The organism is Streptomyces sp. NPDC059142 (assembly GCF_042755665.1).
Classification (GTDB): Bacteria; Actinomycetota; Actinomycetes; order Streptomycetales; family Streptomycetaceae; genus Streptomyces.
The window spans coordinates 8,641-13,198 of sequence record NZ_JBHZDA010000137.1; the positions used below are offsets into that span (position 1 = coordinate 8,641).

4 protein-coding genes are annotated in these 4,558 nt (G+C 69.9%); all 4 read right to left on the minus strand.

Going from position 1 to position 4,558, the window contains the following annotated elements:
• A partial coding sequence (gene rfbD, locus ACFXPK_RS30620) for a dTDP-4-dehydrorhamnose reductase (protein ID WP_385080375.1) occupies positions 1–787 on the minus strand: 787 nt, incomplete at its 3' end.
• Between the two features lie 59 nt (positions 788–846).
• The gene (gene rfbB, locus ACFXPK_RS30625; RefSeq protein WP_385000023.1) at positions 847–1,836 is read right to left on the minus strand and encodes a dTDP-glucose 4,6-dehydratase; all 990 of its coding nucleotides are present in this window, start codon (positions 1,834–1,836) and stop codon (positions 847–849) included.
• Complete coding sequence (locus ACFXPK_RS30630; protein WP_385000020.1) at positions 1,833–2,900, minus strand: glucose-1-phosphate thymidylyltransferase; 1,068 nt, start codon at positions 2,898–2,900, stop codon at positions 1,833–1,835. Before ACFXPK_RS30630 ends, rfbB begins: the two co-directional genes overlap by 4 nt.
• 236 nt (positions 2,901–3,136) lie before the next feature.
• On the minus strand, positions 3,137–4,375 hold the full coding sequence (locus ACFXPK_RS30635) for a glycosyltransferase family 2 protein (RefSeq protein WP_385080373.1): 1,239 nt from the start codon (positions 4,373–4,375) through the stop codon (positions 3,137–3,139).
• Positions 4,376–4,558 lie beyond the last annotated feature (183 nt).

Below are 4,558 nucleotides of genomic sequence, written 5' to 3' on the forward strand. Positions count from 1 at the left end.
GGTGGCGCTGTGGTCGCGCTCGTGTCCCGTGGGCGTGTGTGTGTGTGTGGGGGGGGGGGGGGGGGGGGGGGGGGCCGGCGGGGGGGGGGGGGGGCGCCCCCCCCCGCGCCGGGTCCGCGCCCAGCAGCCGGAAGATCTCCTGGGTGAAGCCGAACCAGGTCGTCCCGCCGCCGCTGGTGCCGTGGTAGACGCCCGCGGGCGCCGTGCCGTCGAGCGCCGCCGCGCCGAGCAGGACCAGCCGGTCGGCGAGGTCGCCGGTCCAGGTGGGCTGCCCGCGCTGGTCGTCCACCACGTCCAGGGTGTCCTTGACGGCTTCCAGCTTGATCATCGTACGGACGAAGTTGGGTCCGCCCGCGCCGTACAGCCACGCCGTACGGACCACGTAGCCGTGGCCGGGCAGCGTGTCGAGGACCGCGCGCTCCCCCGCCAGCTTCGTCCGCCCGTAGGCGCTGCGCGGCGCCGTCGGGGCGTCCTCCGCGTACGGTGCCTCCCCGTCCCCGGCGAAGACGTAGTCCGTGGAGACCTGGAGCAGGATCGCGCCGGAGTCCCGGCACGCCTCGGCGAGGACCCGGGGGCCCGTGCCGTTGACCGCGAGCGCGTCGTCCTCCTTGGACTCGGCGTCGTCCACGGCCGTCCACGCCGCGCAGTTGACCACCACGGCCGGCGTGTGGGCCTCGAAGGCCGCGCGCACGGCCGCGGGGTCGGTGATGTCCAGCGCGGCGCGGTCCAGGCCGGCCGCGGGCCGCCCGGCGGCGGCGAGCCGGGCCAGGAGGTCCTGGCCGAGCATGCCGCCGGCGCCGGTGACGAGCCAGGTGCCCGCGCCGCCGCTGCTCTCGGAGCCGGTGCTCACAGGGCCGCACGCTCCTTCAGCGGCTCCCACCAGGCGCGGTTCTCGCGGTACCACGCGACGGTCTCCGCGAGGCCGGTCGCGAAGTCCTTGCGGGGCTCGTACCCCAGCTCCTCGCGGATCTTGGCGCAGTCGACCGAGTAGCGGCGGTCGTGGCCCTTGCGGTCGGTGACGTACTCGACGCTGGTCTCCCAGTCCGCCCCGCACGCCTCCAGGAGCAGGCCGGTCAGCTCCTTGTTGGAGAGCTCCGTGCCGCCGCCGATGTTGTAGACCTCGCCGGCGCGGCCCTTCGTACGGACCAGCTCGATGCCCTGGACGTGGTCGTCGATGTGCAGCCAGTCGCGGATGTTGCCGCCGTCGCCGTACAGGGGCACCTTCTTGCCGTCCAGCAGGTTCGTGATGAACAGCGGGATGACCTTCTCGGGGAAGTGGTGGTGCCCGTAGTTGTTGGAGCAGCGGGTCACGCGCACGTCGAGGCCGTGGGTGCGGTGGTACGAGAGCGCGATCAGATCGCTGGACGCCTTCGCCGAGGAGTACGGCGAGTTGGGCTCCAGCGGGTGCGTCTCGGGCCAGGAGCCCTCGTCGATCGAACCGTAGACCTCGTCCGTGGAGATGTGCACGAAGGTCTTCACGCCCGCCCGGTGGGCGGCGTCGATCAGCGTGTGGGTGCCCACCACGTTCGTACGGACGAACTCGGCGCCGCCGTCGATGGAGCGGTCCACGTGCGACTCGGCGGCGAAGTGCACCACCTGGTCGTGCTCGGCCATCAACTTGCCGACCAGGTCGGGGTCGCAGATGTCGCCCTGCACGAAGCGGAATCCGGGGTGCTCGCGGACCGGGTCGAGATTGGCCGGATTTCCCGCGTAGGTGAGCTTGTCGAGAACCGTGATCTCGACGTCGCCGGGGCCCTGCGGGCCGAGCACCGTACGGACGTAGTGCGAGCCGATGAAACCGGCGCCGCCGGTCACGAGAATCCTGTGCGTCGTCATGAGGAGATCTGCACCTTGCTGTGGTCACCGAGGACGAGTCGGTGGGCGGACGGGTTACGGGGCGCGGGGGTGATCTCGACGTCGCGGCCGATCAGCGACGCCTCCACCCGGCGGACGCCGGTGAGCGAGGAGCCGCGCAGCACGATGGAGTACTCGATCTCGCTGTCCTCGATGGTGCACCCCTCGGAGACCGAGGTGAAGGGACCGATGTACGCGTCGCTGATCACGGTGTCCGCGCCGATGATCACGGGACCGAGGATACGGCTGCCGGTGACCTTCGCGCCCTTCTCGATCCTCACACGCCCTATGATCTCGCTGCCCTCGTCGACGGTGCCCTCGCAGTGCGGCTCCACCGTCTCCAGCACCGAGCGGTTGACCTCCAGCATGTCGGTGACGTTGCCGGTGTCCTTCCAGTACCCGGAGATGGTCGTGGAGCGGACGTCGCGCTGCTGGTCGATCAGCCACTGGATGGCGTGGGTGATCTCCAGCTCGCCGCGCCAGGACGGCTCGATGGAACGTACGGCCTCGTGGACGGCCGGGGTGAAGAGGTAGACGCCGACGAGCGCGAGATCGCTCTTGGGCTTCTTCGGCTTCTCCTCCAGGGCCACGACCCGTCCCTCGCCGTCCAGTTCGGCGACGCCGAAGGAGGTGGGGTTGGGGACCTTGGTGAGCAGGATCTGCGCGGCGGGCCGGTCCTCGCGGAAGCCGTCCACCAGACCGCTGATGCCGCCGACGATGAAGTTGTCGCCCAGGTACATCACGAAGTCGTCGTCGCCGAGGAAGTCACGGGCGATGAGGACGGCGTGCGCCAGTCCGAGGGGCGCGTCCTGCTGGAGGTACGTCACCTTGATACCGAACTGCGAGCCGTCGCCGACGGCCGCGCGGATCTCTTCCGCGGTGTCGCCGACGATCACGCCGACCTCGGTGATACCCGCCTCGGCGATGGCTTCGAGACCGTAGAAGAGCACCGGCTTGTTCGCCACGGGGACGAGCTGCTTCGCCGATGTGTGCGTAATGGGCCGCAGTCGGGTACCTGCCCCACCGGACAGTACGAGAGCCTTCACTGTTCCTGTATTCCCCTGCTGTGATTGCGATGCTGTCCGGGGGTCGCCCGACAGTCCGATTTTACCTACGCTTCCCCGCGTCGTCTGCTACCGGTCACCCCGGAAGGGTGAAGGGGCGCGCCATGGGGGCGTGAAAGGGCGCTTGACAGAGCATTTACGCGGAGGAACGCGACCTTGTACCAACGGCCGCGCCCCCTATTTCGCGCCAATTCGCTCAGTTTCCGGCGCCAACTCCTTCAGGCGGTACGGTTCCTCAGCGGCGCGAGGTTCCGTACCTGGGTACGCAGCCGGCGCGCCACCCTGCGTGCCAGGGATCTGCGCCGGCGGGCGGCCTGCGGCGGCTCGATGGGGCGCAGCCCCGGCTTGCCGACCCAGTCCCGTACGGTCACCTCGTAGGAGGCGTCCTTCAGCCCGGACCGGCGGTCCCCGAAGTGCGGCAGGACGAGGTACGGGGTGCGGGCACGGCCCCGGTGGACCACCTCGGGCACCGTCTCCGCCTTGATGAACGCCAGGACGTCGGCGAGCAGATCGAGCCGTCCGAGCGCCACGCACTCCAGCCGCACCCGCTCGGCGACCTTGATGTGGCGCGCCACCCCCGGATTCCAGTAGCGCTCCATCAGGGGGCCGACCAGCTCCAGCTTGTGGCGCCTGACCTCGTCGGAGTCCTTGACGATGCCGTGCGCGAACTGCTGGATCAGCCCGACCGTGAAGGGGCGCACCATCAGCCTGTCGCGCCGGGGGCCGGCCGGTTCCAGTTCGGCGATGAGGGTCATCAGGGCGGTCACGGCGGCGAACCGGTGCGTGTAGTCACCGGACTTGGTCACATGCTTGCCGTCGTCCCTGCCGACGAGGTAGTAGCAGGTGTAGTCGGAGATGACCGAGACACCGTCGCCCCGGAGGTACGCCTCCATGGTGAAGAGCGCGTCCTCGCCGGTCCTGAGCCCCTCGTCGAACCGCAGCCACAGCCGCTCGACCAGCGCGCGGCGGAAGAGTTTCTGCGCGCTCAGCGTGTAGACGACCTGCGAGTTGTGGACGTCGACGCGGTCGGCCGTACGCCGCCACATCGAGCTGGGGGCGCCCCGGTCGACCCCCACCACCTTGCCGAGCACCACGTCCGTACGAGCGCGGTCGGCCACGGTGACCATGCGCTCCAGCGCTTCCTCCCCCAGATAGTCGTCGGCGTCCAGGAAGAAGACGTAACGCCCCCGGGCCAGTCCGAGGCCCACGTTGCGCGGGCCGCTGGGGCCGCCCGAGTTGGCCTGCCGTACCACCCTGGTCGGGATGGACGTGCGGGCCGCGAATTCTTCCAGGAATTCCCCCGTGCCGTCGGCCGAGCCGTCGTCGATGGCGACGAGCTCGATACGGTCGGCGCCCAGTGTCTGGGCTTCCACCGATTCCAGGCAGCGGATCAGGTAGGGCATCGCTTCGTATGCCCCGACGATCACACTCACATCAGGAACTGACATATCGTTCATCGGAAAGCAAGACAAGTAGTACCGAATGTTGGTTGTCTTACCCGATCACCGAGCCTTTGTGATGCCCGTCACAGGCCAATCGGCGGGCGTGCACGGAAAAGCCCCGCGGGGGGGGGGGGGCCCCCCGGGCCCCCCGGGCCGGGGAGCCGGGGGTTCCACCCCCACGCCCGGCACCCCCCCGAC